Annotated in this window: 18 protein-coding genes and 1 pseudogene; 9 read left to right on the forward strand and 10 right to left on the reverse strand. The window is 70.7% G+C overall.

Translation table 11 applies throughout. From position 1 onward, the window contains the following. Positions 1–16: 16 nt before the first annotated feature. The 6 genes from LCY71_RS05090 to LCY71_RS05110 form a co-directional block, all read right to left on the reverse strand. Positions 17–1,270: an ABC transporter permease gene (locus LCY71_RS05090; RefSeq protein WP_225335283.1), complete on the reverse strand. Its 1,254-nt coding sequence runs from the start codon at positions 1,268–1,270 to the stop codon at positions 17–19. Continuing rightward, positions 1,267–2,508, reverse strand: a complete 1,242-nt coding sequence (locus tag LCY71_RS05095; RefSeq protein ID WP_225335284.1) for an FtsX-like permease family protein — start codon at positions 2,506–2,508, stop codon at positions 1,267–1,269. Before LCY71_RS05095 ends, LCY71_RS05090 begins: the two co-directional genes overlap by 4 nt. Then, a complete protein-coding gene (locus LCY71_RS21380) occupies positions 2,505–2,936 on the reverse strand; it encodes an ABC transporter ATP-binding protein (RefSeq protein WP_308444698.1) in 432 nt (143 codons plus the stop codon). The genes LCY71_RS05095 and LCY71_RS21380 overlap by 4 nt, the downstream gene beginning before the upstream one ends. Further along, a complete protein-coding gene (locus tag LCY71_RS21385; RefSeq protein ID WP_263654230.1) occupies positions 2,879–3,247 on the reverse strand; it encodes an ATP-binding cassette domain-containing protein in 369 nt (122 codons plus the stop codon). The genes LCY71_RS21380 and LCY71_RS21385 overlap by 58 nt, the downstream gene beginning before the upstream one ends. 103 nt (positions 3,248–3,350) lie before the next feature. Next, on the reverse strand, positions 3,351–4,013 hold the full coding sequence (locus tag LCY71_RS05105; RefSeq protein WP_225335285.1) for an ABC transporter ATP-binding protein: 663 nt from the start codon (positions 4,011–4,013) through the stop codon (positions 3,351–3,353). A 22-nt stretch (positions 4,014–4,035) separates the two neighbouring features. After that, positions 4,036–5,085: a hypothetical protein gene (locus LCY71_RS05110; RefSeq protein WP_225335286.1), complete on the reverse strand. Its 1,050-nt coding sequence runs from the start codon at positions 5,083–5,085 to the stop codon at positions 4,036–4,038. Positions 5,086–5,245: 160 nt separating this feature from the next. On the opposite strand from LCY71_RS05110, the gene LCY71_RS05115 reads away from it, so the two are divergent. From LCY71_RS05115 to LCY71_RS05135, 5 genes are all read left to right on the forward strand, one after another. Further along, a complete protein-coding gene (locus LCY71_RS05115) occupies positions 5,246–5,521 on the forward strand; it encodes a DUF8044 family membrane protein (RefSeq protein WP_225335287.1) in 276 nt (91 codons plus the stop codon). Further along, positions 5,522–6,592 carry a DUF4350 domain-containing protein gene (locus LCY71_RS05120; protein WP_225335288.1) on the forward strand — a complete coding sequence of 357 codons (1,071 nt, stop codon included), beginning with the start codon at positions 5,522–5,524 and terminating at the stop codon, positions 6,590–6,592. Then, positions 6,585–7,598 (forward strand): AAA family ATPase, encoded by a 1,014-nt coding sequence (locus LCY71_RS05125; protein WP_225335289.1) that lies wholly within the window; start codon positions 6,585–6,587, stop codon positions 7,596–7,598. Before LCY71_RS05120 ends, LCY71_RS05125 begins: the two co-directional genes overlap by 8 nt. A 221-nt stretch (positions 7,599–7,819) precedes the next feature. Next, positions 7,820–10,120: a PAS domain S-box protein gene (locus LCY71_RS05130; protein ID WP_225335290.1), complete on the forward strand. Its 2,301-nt coding sequence runs from the start codon at positions 7,820–7,822 to the stop codon at positions 10,118–10,120. Positions 10,121–10,288: 168 nt separating this feature from the next. Beyond that, entirely contained in the window at positions 10,289–11,086 is a 798-nt protein-coding gene (locus tag LCY71_RS05135; RefSeq protein ID WP_225335291.1) for an SIMPL domain-containing protein, read from the forward strand. A 37-nt stretch (positions 11,087–11,123) separates the two neighbouring features. On the opposite strand, the gene LCY71_RS05140 is transcribed toward LCY71_RS05135, so the two are convergent. Together LCY71_RS05140 and LCY71_RS05145 are read right to left on the reverse strand one after the other, a co-directional pair. Beyond that, entirely contained in the window at positions 11,124–11,663 is a 540-nt protein-coding gene (locus LCY71_RS05140) for a GNAT family N-acetyltransferase (RefSeq protein WP_225335292.1), read from the reverse strand. A 33-nt stretch (positions 11,664–11,696) separates the two neighbouring features. After that, positions 11,697–11,837 carry a hypothetical protein gene (locus LCY71_RS05145; RefSeq protein ID WP_225335293.1) on the reverse strand — a complete coding sequence of 47 codons (141 nt, stop codon included), beginning with the start codon at positions 11,835–11,837 and terminating at the stop codon, positions 11,697–11,699. A gap of 258 nt (positions 11,838–12,095) precedes the next feature. On the opposite strand from LCY71_RS05145, the gene LCY71_RS05150 reads away from it, so the two are divergent. Together LCY71_RS05150 and LCY71_RS05155 are read left to right on the forward strand one after the other, a co-directional pair. After that, complete coding sequence (locus tag LCY71_RS05150; protein ID WP_225335294.1) at positions 12,096–12,851, forward strand: ABC transporter ATP-binding protein; 756 nt, start codon at positions 12,096–12,098, stop codon at positions 12,849–12,851. Further along, on the forward strand, positions 12,844–14,292 hold the full coding sequence (locus LCY71_RS05155; RefSeq protein ID WP_225335295.1) for a hypothetical protein: 1,449 nt from the start codon (positions 12,844–12,846) through the stop codon (positions 14,290–14,292). Before LCY71_RS05150 ends, LCY71_RS05155 begins: the two co-directional genes overlap by 8 nt. A gap of 41 nt (positions 14,293–14,333) precedes the next feature. Here the strand turns inward: LCY71_RS05155 and LCY71_RS05160 are convergent, their stop codons facing one another. Together LCY71_RS05160 and LCY71_RS05165 are read right to left on the reverse strand one after the other, a co-directional pair. Next, positions 14,334–14,519 carry a hypothetical protein gene (locus LCY71_RS05160; protein ID WP_225335296.1) on the reverse strand — a complete coding sequence of 62 codons (186 nt, stop codon included), beginning with the start codon at positions 14,517–14,519 and terminating at the stop codon, positions 14,334–14,336. Positions 14,520–14,647: 128 nt separating this feature from the next. Next, the gene (locus LCY71_RS05165) at positions 14,648–15,025 is read right to left on the reverse strand and encodes a hypothetical protein (RefSeq protein ID WP_225335297.1); all 378 of its coding nucleotides are present in this window, start codon (positions 15,023–15,025) and stop codon (positions 14,648–14,650) included. A 156-nt stretch (positions 15,026–15,181) separates the two neighbouring features. Here LCY71_RS05165 and LCY71_RS05170 point away from each other — a divergent pair, with 156 nt between their 5' ends. Then, entirely contained in the window at positions 15,182–15,703 is a 522-nt protein-coding gene (locus LCY71_RS05170; protein WP_225335298.1) for a hypothetical protein, read from the forward strand. A gap of 43 nt (positions 15,704–15,746) precedes the next feature. Further along, positions 15,747–16,216: pseudogene (locus tag LCY71_RS05175) on the forward strand (YbaK/EbsC family protein). Positions 16,217–16,344 lie beyond the last annotated feature (128 nt).

Consider the following 16,344-nt stretch of genomic DNA (forward strand, 5'->3'; position numbering starts at 1 on the left):
AGCGCGCGTCGGTAGCTCATCGATCGAAGTGGTCGGTCGGGTTCATCGAGGCCACGCGGTAGCCGGCCACGGTCGCGCCGAGCAGGCCGATGACGAGTCCGACGGCCACGCCGGCCGCGTACACGTCGGGCGGTAGCTTCACCAGGTCCGGGAACCCGACGAGGTCCTCGACGACGCCGTTGATGGCGTCCGCGGCGACGGGCGTGAGCGCGATCCCGACGGCGACGCCGCCGAGCGCCAGCGAGAGCCCCTGGAGGCCGACCAGCGACAGCAGCGTCCGCGCCCGGAGGCCGATGGCGCGCAGGGCCGCAAGCTCCCGGCGCTGCTGGTAGACGACGAGCCCGAGCGTGTTGGCCACCAGCCCGGTCCCGACGACGACCGCCAGCGTCACGAGCGTCACCGCGCTGGCCAAGACGGCGCCCTGGTTCTCGAAGACCGACCGGAACTGCTGGCGCTGGGTCCTGATCGAGAGGTCGGGATGCTCGGCCGACAGCGACTCGGCCGTCGCGTCGTGGTCGGCGTCCCGCTCGACCCGGATGCCGATCATCGACGCCCGGTCGGAGCCCGCCGTCCCCGTCACCGTCTGGAGCTCGGAGAGGTGGACGACCGCCGTGGGCGCGCCGAGGAACGTCGAGAACCGCCCGGTCGTGCCGACCACGGTGAACTCGTTCGCCCGGGCGTCCGCGAGCGTCCCGCCCACGTACACCGAATCCCCGCGCGAGACGTTCAGCTGCTCCGCGAGGTCCCGGTCGAGGACCACCTCGTGGGTCATCGGCCCGCCGTAGCTGCCGCTGTCGTAGTGGACGTCCGATCTGTTGAAGCGCTCGCCCTCCCCGAGGCCGACGCCGCTGCCGTTGCCGGTGACGCCGACGCCGACGACGGTGTCGAACTCCGTGGTGGTGGGGCTGAGGTAGACAGACTGGAAGGTGAGCGCGTCGGCCCCCTGCACGTCCGGGTGGGTGGCGATGTCGTCGGAGCGCTCGTGGGCGTCGAGCAGCGAGTTCTCGATGCCGCCGACCCGGCCGGGCGCCAGCTGGAGCGGGCCGGCCGTCGCCCACAGGTCCTGGTCGATGTAGGTCAGCGCCTCCGTCCCGGCCTCGGTCATGCCGTGGCCGAGGCCGGCCATCAGCGTGATCAGCAGGACGGCCGTCGCGACGCCGGCGACCGCGAGAACGATCCGCCCGCGCGCGGCGGCCAGCTGGCGCACCGCGACGCCGACCGCGCCCGCGGACCGCGCCAGTACGCGTCTCGGTTTGCTCGCTCCCGTCATCTCGGTAGTGCCTCCACGAGCGACGATCTCCGGGCGAACAGCAGCAGGAACGGCAGCGACAGCAGTCCCACGAGGACGGCCAGGACGAGCCCGTAGGCCGCCAGTTCCGGCCGTGCGACCGCAGTCGGGACGGCGGCGCCGCTTTCACCGGCCGCGGCGACGACGCCGACGACCGCCAGCCACCCGGCGATGCCGACGAGGCCGCCCAGCGCGGCCGTCGCGACCGTCTCCGTGACGATCAGTCCGAGCCTCGTCGATCGGGAGACGCCCATCGCCGCCAGCACGGCCCGGGACTCGCCGTCGTCGGCCACCTCGAACCCGGTCGTCGTGACGATGGTGAGCACGCCGGCGACGACGGCGATCAGCCCGGCGGCGACGCTCATCGCCAGCGGGAGGTCCGACGTCTGGAGGTTGTGTGCCATCAGCCCGCGCTGGGAGACGACCTCGGACTCGGGGTAGAGCCCGGTCAGCGCCTCGCGGACCGCGGGGTCCGTCGAGTCGACGAGGAACCGGTCGGCGTTGTCGCTGCCGGCGGCCCCGGTCAGCCGCTGGGCCTCCGAGAGGTGGACGACGGCGACGGGGAACTGCGCGAGCCCCGGCGCCTGCGCGGGGTGGCTCTCCTCGACCCGCAGCTGGTAGGTCCGCTCGTCGCTCCCCACGGCCCGCAGGCGGTCGCCGTCGCTGACGTTCAGCGTCGTCGCCGCGCTCTTCGAGAGGACCGCCTGCCCCGTCCAGCGGCCGTCGTAGCTCCCGTTCGCGTAGTAGGGGTCGCCCGGCGAGAGGGCGTCGGTCGGCAGGCCGACGACGCTGCCGCCCTCCGCCGCCGGGACGACCCCGACGACGAACACCTGCGTCGGCTCGCCGCCGTCGCCGGCCCGGACGCGCGCGATGTCCGAGAGCACCGGCGTCGCGTGGGCCACGTCGTCGCGGGCGTTCAGCCGCTCGGCGACCGGGTGGACCCGCCCGAAGCGCGTCCCCTCGACGCCGACGATGGCGCTGCCCTGGTTCTCCGCGGGGACGACCCAGAAGTCGGCCGCCTCGGTCCGCACCTCGCCCTGCGAGGCCAGCCCGAGGCTCACGCTGGTCACGGACAGCACCAGCGTGACGGCCAGCGCGACGCCGAGTACGGACAGCAGCGTCTGCCGGGTCCCGCCGGCCAGCAGGCGGTAGCGGACGCGCGCGACTCCGAGCCGGACGAGGCCCGCGGTCCGGGCGCGTCGCGTCCCGTCGGCGCTCATCCGGAATCACTGACGACGGAGCCGTCCCGTAGTTCGATCACCCTGTCGGCCGCCGCGATGACCCGCTCGTCGTGGCTGGCGACGACTACCGAGCGGTACTCGGCGACCTCGCCCAGCAGTTCGATGATGCGGGCCCCGGTGGTCGTGTCGAGTTCGCCCGTGGGCTCGTCGGCGATCAGCACGTCCGGGTCGGTGACCAGCGCGCGGGCCACGGCGACCCGCTGCTGCTCGCCGCCGCTCAGTTCCCCGGGCCGGTGGGAGACGCGGTCGCCCATCCCGACCGCTTCAAGCCGCCCCTCGGCGCGGGAGCGGCGCTCGCTCCGCGGCACGCCCTGCTCCAGTAGCGGCAGGGCGACGTTTGACCGCGCCGTCAGCGCGGGCAGCAGGTGGAACCGCTGGAAGACGATGCCGACCCGACGGAGCCGCAGCGCCGCCCGCTCGCTCTCCGAGAGGTCGGCCGTGTCGACACGCCGTCGACGAGCACGCGTCCCTCGCTGGGGACGTCCAGCGCCCCGAGCAGGTGCAACAGCGTGGACTTGCCGCTGCCGCTGGCGCCGGCGACGACCGTCAGCTCGCCCGGATAGACGCCGAGGCTCACGTCGTCCAGCGCCCGGACGTCCAGCCGGTCGGCGTCGCCGCCGAAGAGCCCGCCGCCGCGGCGATAGACGCGGCTGACGCCCTCACAGACGACCGTCCGGTCGGCGGCGGCAGCCGCCGCGTCCCCCTCGACAGTAGTCACGTTGCCGGAGTCGACGACGGCATCGGTATAATATCTTGCCACTTGTCGCGCAAACAACCAGTCGTCGCGGTGTGGCGTCCGAGAGCGGCTCGCACCGCCGCCGTCAGGCCCGGTCGATCCGCCCGTCGGCCAGTTCGTAGACGTCCGCGAACCGCCCGGTCAGGCCCCGGTCGTGGCTGATGACGGCCAGAGCCGCGTCCGCCTCGGCCTGCACGGACAGCAGCAGGTCGAGCACCTGCTCGGCCGTGTCCGGGTCCAGTTGCCCAGTCGGCTCGTCGGCCAGGACGACCGACGGCCGGTTGGCCAGCGCGCGGGCGATGGCGACCCGCTGGCGCTCGCCGCCGGAGAGCGCGCCCGGGTACTGCTCCCGCCGGTCGTCGATGTCGAGCGCCGCGAAGAGGTCGGCCAGCCAGTCCTCGTCGACGTCGCCGGCGTGCTCCTGTGGCAGGCGGGCGTTCTCCCACGCGGTCAGGTCCTCGACGAGCTGGAAGTCCTGGAAGACGAGGCCGACGCGGTTCCGTCGCAGCGCGGCCCGACGCCGCTCGGAGAGGTCGCCCGCGGCCCGCCCGTCGACGTACAGGTCGCCGCCGTCGGGCGTCGCCAGCAGGCCCAGCACCTGAAACAGCGTCGTCTTTCCCGCGCCGCTCGGGCCGCGAACGAGGGTGCGGTCCCCCGCGCTGATCGACAGCGAGAGGCCGTCGAGGATGCGCTCGCCGCCGCGCTCGACGACCAGATCGGCCGCGCGGAGGACCGGCTCGTCGGTCATCGCCGGGTGCCGGGAGTCGCGTTCATCCGCGCCGGCGGAGGCGCAGCGCGGCCAGCGCGGTGGCCAGCGCGCTCAGCATCCCCGGGAGGCCGACCGGACCGTCGCCGGACGTTGTCTCCGTGTCTGCGGGCTCGTCCGGCTCGGTCGTGTCCGCGGGCGTAACGACGCCGCCGTCGTCGGTCTCCGTGTCGTCGGGCTCGGCCCCGCCGCCCTCGCCCCCGGTGGTCGTCTCGGTGGCCGTGGCGTCGCCGTCGGCCGCTTCGGTGGCGGTGGCGTTGCCGTCCACCGCCTCGGTGGCCGTGGCGGTGGCGTTGTCGTCGCTCTCGTCGCCGTCGCCGGCGGAGGCACCGGAGTCTCCGCCGCCGGAGTCCCCGTCGTCGGAGTCGTCCTCGGCGGCGTCGACGCTCACCCCGTGGCGCTCGCTGAGCGCGAGCAGTTCGTTCTCGCCGTCGATGGTCTGCTCGCCGCGGACGGCCGCGTGCGCGGCGAAGTCACCGGGTTCGTCGACGGTCACCGTGGCGTTGTACCGGCCCTCGCCGTCCCCGTCGAGCGTGACGGTCTGGTTGTAGCCGTCGTCCCACAGCACGACCTCGACGGACTCGACGTCTTTCTCGGTGTCCTCGCGGCGTTCGACGTCGACCGTCGCGTTCACGGGCTCGCCCTCGGTCGCGTTCTCCGGCATCGACAGGGAGACGTCGTATCCCTCGACGACGACGGGCTGGAGGCGCTCGCGCTCGCCGTCGACGTTCAGCACGAGGTAGTACGTTCCCGGCGCGTAGCTCACGTCGTAGTCGACGGTCGCGTCGCCGGAGATGGACGTCGAATTGACGATCTGCTCGTCGCTGTTGTAGAGGTAGAGGTCGTACCCGTCGCTCGGGCCGGAGCTGTGCGCCTGCAGGGTTCCGCCGGGATCGACCACGCCGTCGGTCGAGATCTCGAAGGTGCCGTTCCCGAGTTCGACGGTCTGGGTCGGGACCTCGACCGCGTCCGCGACCGTCAGGGAGTAGTCCGCTTGCGCCACCACCGGGCTCGCGGTCGCGGCCGCGCCGACCGCGAGCAGACAGAGCGTCACACCCACCAGAAGGCGTTTAATACGGACCGGCACCCCTCGAATCCTAATAAATGACTGGGATCCAGCATGTATCGTGTGAGTATCCGAGGGCCCTGCCGGCGTGCGATTCGGTGGGGCAAGCACAACGCTTGTGTACCCGGCGGGAGCAGCGTAAATTACCATGGCGACGCGACGCCGACAGCAGTTCATCGCGGGGCAGGTAGCGTGGATGCTCGCCGCAGTCGTGGGCCTCGCGGCCCTGGGCGCGCTCTCGCTGGAGCTGTTTTTCGTCGTGTCGCTGATCGGCTTCCTGATTGTGGTCGAACTGACCGCGCCGTTCGCGGTGACGCCGCGGTGGCGCCGTCGACTGGTCTGGCTCGTCGCGCTCGGGCTAGTGGGCTTCGGGTACGTCGTGATCCGGCGCATCCTCGAGATCCTCCCGCCGGGGGTGATCTGAGTGGCGCTGTCCGACCGGGCCAGCCCGCGGCTGGCGCTGTACGCCTTCGCCGCGGTGGTGGCCGTCGCGCTGTTCGTCGCCGGCACCACGTCGGGCGCCGCCTTCGGCACGTTCAACCCGGGCTGGGACGGCGCCTCGTCGCTCCAGTCGCTGGCCGAGGATACGGCGGCCGACGGCGAGGTCCTCCGGAACGCCTCGCGCTACGACGGGTTCGACGCCGAGGGGACGGTCGCGTTCGCCCTCTCGCCCGACGAGCCCTACGGCGATCGAGAGGCGGCGTCGGTCCGCCGGTTCGTCGAGGGCGGCGGGACGCTGCTGGTCGCGGCCGACTTCGGGGCCGGGGGTAACCGCCTGCTCGACGCGGTGGGCGCCGACGCGCGCGTCGACGGCCGGCTCGTCCGCGACGAGCGCCACTACGCGGACGGTCCGGCGCTGCCGGTCGCGACTAACGTCAGCGACCACCGCTACACCGACGGAGTCGACCGGCTGACGCTGAACCACGGGAGCGTCGTCCGGGCCGGGGGCAACGCGACGCCGCTGGTCACTACCTCCTCGTTCGCCTACCTCGACGAGGACCGGGACGGCGAACTCGACGACGACGAGGTGCTCGCGAGCCGGCCGGTGGCGACCGTCGAACCGGTCGGCGAGGGCCGCGTGGTCGTCGTCAGCGACCCCAGCCTCTTCATCAACGCGATGCTGGAGAAACCGGACAACGAGCGGTTCGCCCGGGCGCTGCTTTCGGACCACGAGCGCGCCGTCTTCGACGTCTCGCACGCCGGCGGCGTCCCGCCGCTGACCGGCGCGGTGCTCGCGATCCGGGGCTCGGCGGCCGTACAGGCCCTGGTCGGGCTCTCCGGCCTGCTGCTGATCGCCGGCTGGCCGCGGCTCCGGGCGGGCGTCGCCGCGGTCCGGTCGCGCCGCCGGTCCGCTCCGGCCGCCGACCCGGAGGTCCGTCCCGACGCCGTCGTCGACCGGCTTCGCGAGCGCCACCCCGAGTGGGACGAGGGACGACTCGAACGCGTAACGCAAGGCATTATGACAACGGAGGAGAAAACGAATGGCGATGACTGATCCAGCCGGCCTCCACGAGGCGATCGACGAGGAGGTCTCGACCGTCCTCGTCGGTACCGATGACCTGGTCGAGCACCTCTCGATCGCCCTGCTGACCCACGGACACGTCCTCCTCGAGGGCGTCCCGGGCGTCGCCAAGACGACTCTGGCCAACGTCTTCGCCCGCGCGACGGGCCTGGAGTACACCCGCATCCAGATGACGCCGGACATCCTCCCGGCGGACATCACCGGCAGCGCCGTCTACCGCGAGGGGACCGGCGAGTTCGAGCTGCGGAAGGGCCCGGTGTTCGCGAACGTCGTCGTCGCCGACGAGATCAACCGCGCGACGCCGAAGGCCCAGTCGGCCCTGCTGGAGGCCATGGCCGAGTCCCAGGTCTCCATCGAGGGGGAGACGCTCGCCCTGCCCGTGCCGTTCATGGTCGTCGCCACGCAGAACCCCATCGAGATGGAGGGCACCTTCGAGCTCCCGGAGGCCCAGCGCGACCGCTTCCAGCAGAAGCTGACCGTCGACCTGCCCGACCGGGCGGCCGAGCGGGAGATCGTCGACCGCTTCGACGACGCACCGTCGCTGGGCGCGGACGACGTCGAGCAGGTCGTCACCCCGGCGGAGATCCGCGAGGCGCGCGAGGCCGTCGCGGACGTCCACGTCGACGACGCCGTCCGGGAGTACCTCCTCGACGTGGTGGCCGCGACGCGGGACCACCCGGACGTGGTCCACGGGGCGTCCCCGCGCGCGTCGATCGCCTTCCTCAACACGGCCAAGGCCCGGGCCGCCATCGACGGCCGCGACTACGTCATTCCGGACGACGTCAAGGCGCTGGCCGAACCGGTCCTGATCCACCGGCTGGTGCTGGGCACCGACGCCGACCTCAGCGACGTGACGCCCGCGGCGGTCGTCCGATCGGTCCTCGAGTCCGTGACGCCGCCCGGCGGCGACCCCGACCGCTCGACCACCTCGGCCGACCGGGCGGCGAGCGACGGCGGCGTGACCGACGACGGCGCGTAGAGCGGGACGGCGCGTCGGGCGGCGAGTCCTTCGTAGCTGTGATGCGTTCTACACCCGCCGTCACTCTGTTCTCCGCCTCGATTCGCGGATCCGTCGATGCTGCTCCCCGTATCTGACGCCACGTATCAAGCCTGATAATTAAATCAGTGATACCGTATGACTGTTTTCGCGTGATGAAAACGCTCGAATGACGTTTATTATCTGGGGTTGAGGTGCTAGGTATGGAAGATGGAACGAAGTCGGTCTCTATTCTTGTTATCGATGATGACTCCGACGTCGCGGAACTGACGGCACGGTCCCTCGAGCGTCGTCGGGACCGGTTCTCAGCCGATGTAACTACCGACGCACGCGACGGGCTAGATCTGCTGGACGACGGGGACTTTGACTGCGTCGTCTCCGACTACAAGATGCCGGACATGGACGGCCTCGCTCTGCTTGCGTCTGTGCGAAAGGAGTACGGTGACCTCCCGTTCGTCCTCTTTACCGGCCACGGTGGAACAGACATAGCGAGCGAGGCAATCGCACGCGGCGCCACCGACTACCTCCGGAAGGAGCCCGGGCCGGAGCGCCTTGAACTGCTCGCCGAACGCGTCGAAGACGCCGTCCGGAAACACCGAGCTACTGAGCGGATCGACGGGCTCGAGCGTGCCCTGTCCGTCAGTCAGGCAGTCCATCGGACGCTGATGGAGTCGGGGACACGAAGTGAGATCGAACGGGAGATCTGTGAGGCTCTCGTCGACGCCGGACCGTATGCCAGTGCGTGGATCGACGACCGCGATCCAGAATCCAGCGACGACGAACCACGGGCGAAGTCCGGTATCGACCGCGGAGGGCCCGGCCTGAGGGGACCATCGACCGACGGGCCTGACGTCGGTGGCACCGGCGCTCGAGCGGCAATTCAGACCCGAGATACAGACGTCGGGGAGGGCGTCCAGGACGCTGACGAACCGGCGCAGACGGTAGCCCCCGATCTGGACGGTGGTTCAGTCGTGGCCGTTCCCCTCGACCACGACGGGACGCGGTACGGTGACCTGTACGTGTACGCGGACGGGCCTGCTGCCTTCGATCTGTCTGAACGTGATCTGCTGACGGAACTCGGCAGTGACATCGCTCGCGCGCTCGACCGCGCCGAAACGAAGACGGAGCGAGCGCAGTACGAGCGGGTCGTGGAGGCCCTCCCGATCGGGGTATTTCGAACGGTGTCCGAGCCCGACGGCGAGATTGTCGATGCAGACCAGACCCTCGCTGAAACCTTCGGCCGCGATTCGGCCGAGGCTCTGCTCGGATGCGAGCTCGGGGACCTCTTTCGCCAGGACGGGGACGGGGACTCATTCGGGGAGCGATTCGACGGCGAAGGTGTCGTCGGCGAAGTAGAGCGCTGCCACGAGACGGCGGACGGCGACGAGGTCCAGTTGTCAGTCACCGCAGTGCGTACCGAGGTCGACGGCCAGGCGTACTTCGACGGGGCTGTCCGCGACGTCACCCACCACAGAGAGCGGCAGTCGAAACTCCGTCAGTTCCGGAGTGCAGTCGAGCACGCCGGGCACGTCGTCTTGATCACGGACGCCGACGGGCAGATCGAATACGTCAACGACGCGTTCGAGGACGTGACGGGATACGACGCCGCCGAAGCGGTCGGCGAGACGCCGCGGCTGCTCAACTCCGGAGAGCACGACGAGGGGTTCTACGAGGATCTGTGGTCGACGATCAGCGACGGCGACGTCTGGCAGGGTGAGATCGTCAACGAGCGCAAGGACGGCAGCCAGTACGTGATCGACCAGACCATTGCACCGATCAAGCACGGCGACGAGGTCGACGGATACGTCGCTATCAACCGCGACGTGACGACGCTCAAGGAGTACGAGCGCGAACTCGAGGCGCAAAACGAGCGGCTCAAGCGGTACGGCCACAACGTCGCGCACGATCTCAGGAACCCGCTGACGCGGTTGAACGGAGAGATCGACAGGATCCAGGCGGCGCTGGGCGGCGAAGTCGATCCCGACGCCGCGCGAGCGGGCAGTCGGCGGATCTCCGACATCGTCGGCGAGATGGAGACGCTGATCGACGACCTGCTGGCGATGGCCGAGCTGGGGCAACTGGTGATCGACCCCGAGCGGATCTCCCTCGAGGGCGTCGCGCGAGAGGCGTGGCGGCAAGTCGATACCGAGGCCGCCGAGCTGACGGTTCAGGACGCTGCCGTTCGGGCGGACCACGACCGGCTTCGGGAACTCCTCTCGAACCTGTTCCGGAACGCCGTCGAACACGCCGGTCCCGACGTCCGAGTCCGGGTGGCTCCGCTCGACCGCGACGAGGGATTCCTCGTCGAAGACGACGGGCCGGGCATCTCTCCGGACGAGCGTGACCGAGTGTTCGATCGCGGGTTCACGACCAGCGACGACGGGACCGGGTTCGGACTGGCGATCGTCGAGCAGATCGCGGAGGCCCACGGCTGGACGACGGTCGTGGTCGACGGCTCCGACGGCGGGGCGCGCTTCGAGTTCCGCGACGTCGATCAGCCCTGATCCCGCGGACCGGGACTCGCTCTACCCGCTCGGCCGCGAGGCCACCGGACTCGGCAGGCGCCTGCGGCCGGCATGGCCCGGTGCGGGCCAGTACGCCTGTCACCGTCGCTCAAAGCCGGTTTTGATCGAAGCGAGTCTTGACTATCGCTCCCGCGGAACCGGTCTCGTATGCAACGACGCGAACTGCTCGCTGCGACGGCCGGTGCCGCTGCGGCTGCGGTGTCCGGCTGCCTCGGAATGGACGGCGGAAGCGCCGCCGCACAGACGGGAACGCCGACGGTCGAACGCCATACCTCGCGATCGATCGTCGTCAGCAACACCGGCGAGGCGCGGGGCGACCCCGACCTCGCGGTCCTGAACGTGGCCGTGGAGGCCAGCGGCGACGCCGCGAGCGACGTGCGCGACGAACTGGCCACCCGGGCGGACGAGCTGCGCCAGGCGCTGCTCGACTTCGGCCTCGAGGAGGACGCCGTGACGACTGAGGACTTCTACATCCGCGAGCGGCACGACCGCCGGGCGATGGAGGAGGAGGGCGTCCGCCCGGGTTCCGAGGAGGCCGAGGAGTACGTCACCTACCAGGGAACCCACGCCTTCAGGGCCGAGGTTTCGACGATCGACGACGTCGGAGCGGTGATCGACGCGGCCGTCGACGGCGGGGCCGACCGGGTCGGCCGGGTGACGTTCACGCTCTCGGACGAGAAGCGGGCGACCCTCAGGGAGGAGGCGATCCGGGCGGCGATCCAGGGGGCGCGCGCCGAGGCCGAGACGGTCGCGGACGAGATCGGCGCGTCGATCGACGAGGCGACCGTCGTCGACACCGCCGGCGGCGGGGTCACGCCCGTCCAGCGCGAGGTGTCCTACGCCGCTGACGCGGCCGCGACGGCGACGGAGGCCGCGTCGACCGGCGTGGAACCCGGCGAGGTGACCGTCACCGCCAGCGTCGAGGTCCGGTACGCCATCGAGTGAGGCCGGGTTGTTAATTCAGGAATCTACCGCAGTTGAGTCACGCCGGATCCGGAATCTCGGCCAGATCGACGAACATGAGTCTCGGATACCCCTCCGTACTTTCACTCGCCACGAATCCATGTCGCTCGTAGAAATCGACCACGTCCTCCTGGGCGTGCAGCAGGAGAACGCGAAACGGGATGTCGGCCTGTTTGCTCCGCGCGATAGCGCGAAAGAGTAGAAATCGTCCCAGTCCCCGATCCTGATACTCTTCTGCGACGGCCAGATGTCCGAGAAGATACGCCGGCACGTCGTACGGATAGCTGGACAGTTCGTCGACGCTGTCCATCTCGCTTCCCTGATAGTCGGCATCGCGAAGTGCGTTAGCGGAGAGCGAGAAGAATGCCGCCAGCTCACCCTCAAAGTACACTAGTCTCGTTACGCCAAACTGCTCCTCGTGGTACTCGTCGACCTCATCAGTGTTGATGAACTCGTGAAACCAGTCTTTCCCACAGTCGAATTCGGGTAGCTCCCCGTCTATGTCCGGATACGGAACTATCTCCGTACGCGATGCGATGTCCTCTGTCTCGTCAGCCACAGCGCAGTATTGCCCCGCATACGAACAAAAATACTAGTCTTCTTCTTCGATTAGCTCCATGTGCCTGAGGACGCCGTTCTCAACGTCCTCGGGGAGCTCGAATTCGTCTAGCTCCTCGCGGAACCGGGCGAATTCCTCCTCGTCGAGCGAGGGGACTGGTTTCGGGAACGCCATTCGTATCGCATTCTTTCGTCTGATACCACTTAACTATTCGCGACACGAGGCCTCACGACGGCAGAGCCCGAAGCATTCGTTCTGCTGAGCGTTGCGCAGTTTTCTCGACCGGCGTCGTTCCGTCAGTTTCGGCCGTAAAACCCCCCAGGAGTGGCTCTCTCCCGGCGTATCACTCGACTCCGGCCGTCTCGAGTGCCCGGTCCAGCGACATAGACCGAGCGCTTAAGGCCCCCGCGAAACGACGCTCTCCGGACTCCCGTGCCAGCAATTCACATCGAGGGACTACAGAAGGCGTACGGCGACGTCAGGGCGGTCGACGGGCTCTCGCTGGAGATCGGCGAGGGCGAGCTGTTCGGCCTGCTCGGGCCCAACGGGGCCGGGAAGACCACGACGATGGAGGTCCTGACCGGCCAGCTCGTGCCGGACGGCGGCACCGTTTCGGTGCTGGGCGTCGACCCGGCCGAGCGGCCGACGGCGGTCCGCGAGCGGGTCGGGATCCTGCCCGAGAAGGAGTCGCCGCCGAGCTTCGTGACGCCGCGCGAGTACTTCGCCTTCGTCGGCGCGATTCGCGGGCTCGACGAGGAGCGGGTCGACGAGCGGACGGCGACGTGGGCCGATCGGCTCGGCTTCGCCGAGCAGCTGGACACGCTCTCCTCGGACCTCTCGCGTGGCCAGCAGCAGAAGGTCATGATCGTCGGCGCGTTCCTCCACGAGCCGGACCTGGTGTTCATCGACGAGCCGCTGGCCAACCTCGACCCGATCGTCCAGGAGCGGGTCAAGCGGTTCCTCCGCGAGTACCGGGCCGCCGGCAACACGCTCGTCCTCACGACGCACGACGTGGACGTGGCGGCCGAGCTGTGCTCGCGCGTGGGCGTCGTCTACGGCGGCGAGCTCGTGGCCGACGTCCGGCCGTCGGAGCTGGCCGACGGCGAGCGCCTGCTGGACGTCTTCCTCGACCGCGTGGACGCGAGCGTCGAGGCGGACGGTCCCGCGCGCCGGGTGAGCCATGACTGACGGGCGGACGCGTCGCCTCTTCGTCGAGATGCTCCGGGAGGAGTGGCGGCTCCACGACCGCCTGTTCCGCGGGCGGCGGTTCGAGCTGTTCCCGCTGGTCGTCGCCGCCCTCGTCGCCGGCGCGGGGGCGCTGCTGGTCGCCACCGGCACGACGCCCGACGCCGTCGTCGCCGGCCTCCACGCGCTGGCGTTCGTCTTCGGGCTCCACACCGGCTCCATCGGCTTCGTCGGGCGGGACGCGCTCCGGAACCTGCTGGGCGACGTGACGCTGCTGGTCTTCTCCGCCCGGACGCTGCCGCTCTCGCGGCCGCGGGTCCTGGCCGTCTTCGTCGTCAAGGACGTCGTCTACTACGCCGTGCTCTTCCTGCTCCCGATCGCAGCCGGCGCCACGCCGACGCTCGTCGGCGGCGGCGGTGCCGTCGAGGGCATCGGAGCGGCGGTCGGGACCGCCCTCCTGCTGTGGGCGACCCTGACGCTGACGTTCGTCCTCGGTCTGGGCACGACGATCGCGGCCATCGGGCTCGCCCGGCGAGGGGTTCACGGGCTGGCGCTGGCGGCCGCCGTCACCGCGGGGGTCGGCGCCGCGTGGGCCGGCGGCGTCAACCTGGCCGCCTACACCCCGTACGGCGCGTTCCGCTCGCCGACGTTGCTCCGCGCCGGGACGTCGCTGGCCGTTCTCGGAGCGGTGTTCGCCCTCGCGGCGGCGACGTTCGACGCGACCGGCCGCGAACGCGCCCGCACCGCGGGGCCCGCCTTCCGCCGCTGGCTCGACCGGGTCGGCGAGCCGCTGGCGACCCGGACGCTGCTGGACGTCCACCGCAGCTCCGGCGGCTTCGGGAAGGTGCTGTTCTCGGCGGCGGTCCTCTTCGGCGTCACCGCCGGCCTGGTCGACCTGGCCGGCCGGATCACGGGCGTCGCGCCGTCGGTCGGCGTCTCGTTCGGGGCCGTCCTCGGGCTCTCGGGGTTCACCACGTACAACTGGCTCACGCAGGCGGACGGCGTCGACGCCTCCCTGGTCCACCCGGTGACGACCGCCGACGTCCTCGACGCGAAGTTCAGGGCCTTCCTGCTGCTGGGCCCGCTCGTCGGACTGGGGTTCTACGCGGCCGCGCTCGCCTGGCGCGGCGGTCCGCTCGCCGAGGCGGTCGTCGGCGCCGCGCTGCTCGTCGGCGTCGCCTGCTACGTCTTCGGGACGACCGTCTACCTCGCCGGGCTCTCGCCGGACGAGCTCCTCTTCGACGGCGCGCTGTTCGCCGTCTTCGGCGCCGCCACGGCCGTCCCGCTGGTCCCGGTCCTCGTCGCCGGGTTCGCGCTCGCGCCGCTCTCCGCGGGGCTGCTCGCCGCGCTCGGCGCCGGCGGCGTCTGCCTCGGCCTCGCCGGCGTCGGGCTCTACCGGCGCGCGCGGCCGAAGTGGACGGCCCGCTATCGGAACGGTGCCTGATCGGGCCGGAGGGGTGCTCGTCGCGGTGCCGCCCGGGTCCGTCAGCGCCCGTCCAGCGTCAGTTCCCCGCGCGCGGACAGCGTTCCCTCCGAATCGACGTCGACGGTGAGCGCGAAGACCGCGCCCTGCCACTCGTCTAGTCGCACCCCGCCCACGTCCTCGAAGCGGTAGGATCCCTCCGGGAGACAGGGGCGTTCGGTCCCGCGCGTGTACACGTCGTACGCCACGCCCCGGCTCTCTCCGGGGGAGAGCGTCCGTTTCTGCAGTACGTTCTAGACGGGCGTCCGGCCGTCGGCCGGGAACCGCCAGCACCCGTCGCCGCTCAGGACCGGTTCGTCCCACGGGCCGACGTGCGTCACGGGGTCGAGCACCAGCGCCTCGGGCCAGGCGGGGGCCCGTGATCCTCGTGGTTCCCGCGGTCGTCGTGGTCCGAGTGGTCCGTGAACAGCAGCGTCGCCCCGTACCGGAGTTCGACGCTCTCGGAGCGGGGGTTCCGTACGGTGGCCCGCACCCGCGCGGGCTCGTCGCGCGCGGCCTGCCGGACGACGCTGGCGGCCATCGACGGCGACCGGTTCGGCGTCGGCGACGCCCCCGCGACCGGCGAGCGACCCCCCGCTCCCGGACCGGTCGTGTCGGGCGACGCCTCGTCGTCATGCGCCGGCCCGGAACACCCCGGGAGACCGACCGCGAACGCGCCTCCCGCCGTCCGGAGGAGGTCCCGGCGAGTGACCATCGCGTTGCCCTGTCCGCTCCGCGGATAAATACTTTCTCAAGAATAGTGGAAATGTCAACTCGCTCGAAGTTGAAACAGAAGCGCCACCGCTCGGTCGGTGAGAGCGGATTTTGAGCGACCAGCGCCGTTATACCCGTACCGCCGGAACGACGGGGTATGAACGGACGACACGTCGCCGCGGTCCTGGCCGCTGTCGCGCTCGTCGCGACCGCCGGCGTCGGGAGCGCGCTCGCCGGCGTCGGTCCGGCAGCGAGCGTGTTCGGCGGGGAGGAACACCCGCCGGCGCTGCTGGGCTTCGAATCGACCGGAGCGCACTGCACCGACGACGTCACGACGAACAGCTCGACCGCGGTCGCCGGGGACGGCGCGAACACGGAGATCACTCACTCGCAGAACATCTCGCTACCGGACCCCTCCTACGCCGTCGGCGGACCGACCTTCGAGCGGCTGAACGAGACGACCTACGTCCTCTCGGTGCCGACGGAGGCGACCGACACGGAGGCGCGGGACTGCCCCGCGTACGCCCGATACGAGGCGCGGATGCGGATCCCGGCCGGCGACGATCCGTGGCAGGTGATCGTCGAGCACGACGACGAAACCGCGATGACGCTGTTCGGCGATTCGGACAGCTCGGGGGCCTCGGGGTCGGCCAGCGGCGGCGCCCGGGTCTCCGAGTGAGTCGATCGGAACGGCTAACTGCCGCGTTTTCCCACCGGAGTACGTGCATCCGAGGGCCGAGGAGTTCTGCGAGCGGGCGAGCGACGAGTTCGGGTTCGAGCCGACCGTCCGGGAGTTCGGCGAGGGCACCAGAACGGCCCGGCGGCTGCCGCCGACTGCGACGTCGCCCGAATCGTCGAGAGCGTCGTGCTGCGGGTCGGCGACCGGACCGTCCTCGCGCTCACGAGCGGCGACCACCGCGTCGACGAGGAGGCGCTGGCCGCGGCGTTCGACGTCGACCCCGGCGCGGTCCGGACCGCGAACCCAGACGAGGTGACGGAAGCGACCGGGTGGAGCATCGGCGGGGTGCCGCCGTTCTGCCACGAGGAGGACCTCCCCGTCCTGGTCCATCCGGCGTTCCGCTCGTTCGACGAGCTGTGGGCCGCCGCCGGGACGCCGGAGGCGGTGTTCCCGCTGACGCCGGCGCGGCTCGAGGCGGTCGCCGACCCCGAGTATGTCGACGGCTACGAGTAGGGCGGCGAGACGCGATGGTATCTGATGGCATCTAATGGCACTCATAACCACCTTGTCACGCTTAATACCACTAAATACCATTCCCCGGCGAGGCCAAAGCGTCGCCGACGGCGAGTCGGTCCCGATCC

This window comes from Halomicrobium urmianum (genome assembly GCF_020217425.1).
Taxonomy (GTDB): Archaea; Halobacteriota; Halobacteria; order Halobacteriales; family Haloarculaceae; genus Halomicrobium; species Halomicrobium urmianum.

What these genes read in the sequence shown, in the direction of transcription:
- LCY71_RS05090 (WP_225335283.1), bottom strand. Translation starts at nt 1,270, where the DNA reads ATGACGGGAGCGAGCAAACCGAGACGCGTACTGGCGCGGTCCGCGGGC.
- LCY71_RS05095 (WP_225335284.1), bottom strand. Translation starts at nt 2,508, where the DNA reads ATGAGCGCCGACGGGACGCGACGCGCCCGGACCGCGGGCCTCGTCCGG.
- LCY71_RS05105 (WP_225335285.1), bottom strand. Translation starts at nt 4,013, where the DNA reads ATGACCGACGAGCCGGTCCTCCGCGCGGCCGATCTGGTCGTCGAGCGC.
- LCY71_RS05115 (WP_225335287.1), top strand. Translation starts at nt 5,246, where the DNA reads ATGGCGACGCGACGCCGACAGCAGTTCATCGCGGGGCAGGTAGCGTGG.
- LCY71_RS05125 (WP_225335289.1), top strand. Translation starts at nt 6,585, where the DNA reads ATGACTGATCCAGCCGGCCTCCACGAGGCGATCGACGAGGAGGTCTCG.
- LCY71_RS05130 (WP_225335290.1), top strand. Translation starts at nt 7,820, where the DNA reads ATGGAAGATGGAACGAAGTCGGTCTCTATTCTTGTTATCGATGATGAC.
- LCY71_RS05135 (WP_225335291.1), top strand. Translation starts at nt 10,289, where the DNA reads ATGCAACGACGCGAACTGCTCGCTGCGACGGCCGGTGCCGCTGCGGCT.
- LCY71_RS05145 (WP_225335293.1), bottom strand. Translation starts at nt 11,837, where the DNA reads ATGGCGTTCCCGAAACCAGTCCCCTCGCTCGACGAGGAGGAATTCGCC.
- LCY71_RS05155 (WP_225335295.1), top strand. Translation starts at nt 12,844, where the DNA reads ATGACTGACGGGCGGACGCGTCGCCTCTTCGTCGAGATGCTCCGGGAG.
- LCY71_RS05165 (WP_225335297.1), bottom strand. Translation starts at nt 15,025, where the DNA reads ATGGTCACTCGCCGGGACCTCCTCCGGACGGCGGGAGGCGCGTTCGCG.
- LCY71_RS05170 (WP_225335298.1), top strand. Translation starts at nt 15,182, where the DNA reads ATGAACGGACGACACGTCGCCGCGGTCCTGGCCGCTGTCGCGCTCGTC.